This window comes from Bartonella sp. AA126HLJHH, assembly GCF_042197425.1.
Lineage (GTDB): Bacteria > Pseudomonadota > Alphaproteobacteria > Rhizobiales > Rhizobiaceae > Bartonella.
On record NZ_JBHIRU010000098.1, the window covers coordinates 1 to 941 of the forward strand.

Genomic DNA, 941 nt, shown 5'->3' on the forward strand with positions numbered 1-941 from the left:
TGGAGCCTGCTGTGTATTTTCTGATGTCATAAAATACGCCCTCCAGATAATAAAAAACCCCGCATTTGCGGGGATTCCAAACTGCACCGCCCCTCGTTTAGACACAATACGACCAAGTACAGTGCTGTCATTAAATACGATTTGCTACAATTTGTCAACATAAAAATAACACATATTGATAATTTCAAAGGGAATCTGTATGAAGCGAAGATGCTACAATGAAAAACAAGATAAAATCTAATGTTATTATCGTATTTAAAGAAAATTGCCTTATTCGGAATAATAAGTATCTTATTCACTAGCCATATAAGTAGTCAATCATTAGCAGAAGATAGGTATTTAAAACTATGCCCAGATGGCCAAATTCCTGTTTTGCGTGATGTACGAAATCCATCTTCTTTTATTGCTTGTGTTGATTCAAAAGAAATACCTCCTACTGAAGGACTTCCTAGAGATAAATTTAAACTAATTGCTACTAATGAGGAAAAGTATAATGAAATATTGAAGCGTCGTTTAAAAAAAAGGCAGACAATAGAATGGTTCGTAATAGGCTTTATAATAATCACCATAATGTCTCTTCCGATTAACATACTCTGGAGATTTAGGTTAAAGATTCCTGCGTTTTTATTTACAATAATGACCGTCTTAGCTGTTATTGCCATTCCCTTCATATTCTATTGATAGTTATTTTTGCAAAAGTGCTTCTGAAGCACATTAAGAGCAACGCGTAATGAATTCACAAGGTGTGGTAGCATTTGATCTTCTATAACGAGGGACTGTAACGCAGCATGAAGATTATACTGTCTATAGAGGCATTGGGCTTCTTTTAGTGCCTCTTGCATGTTTATAAACTGCTCTGTTGCAAATGCTACCCACTTGTCTCTTGCTTTATCATCAGAAGATGATGGCATTTCGTCATAAATTGCATTAGGCAAGCCTTT

1 protein-coding gene and 1 pseudogene are annotated in these 941 nt (G+C 35.3%); both read right to left on the reverse strand.

Annotated features, from left to right (window positions below; genetic code table 11):
* Positions 1-314: 314 nt before the first annotated feature.
* Positions 315-662, reverse strand: coding sequence for a hypothetical protein (locus ACFIQC_RS09925; protein ID WP_375633279.1), 348 nt, complete (start codon positions 660-662; stop codon positions 315-317).
* A 12-nt stretch (positions 663-674) separates the two neighbouring features.
* Positions 675-941, reverse strand: a pseudogene (locus ACFIQC_RS09930) (hypothetical protein); the annotation flags it as partial.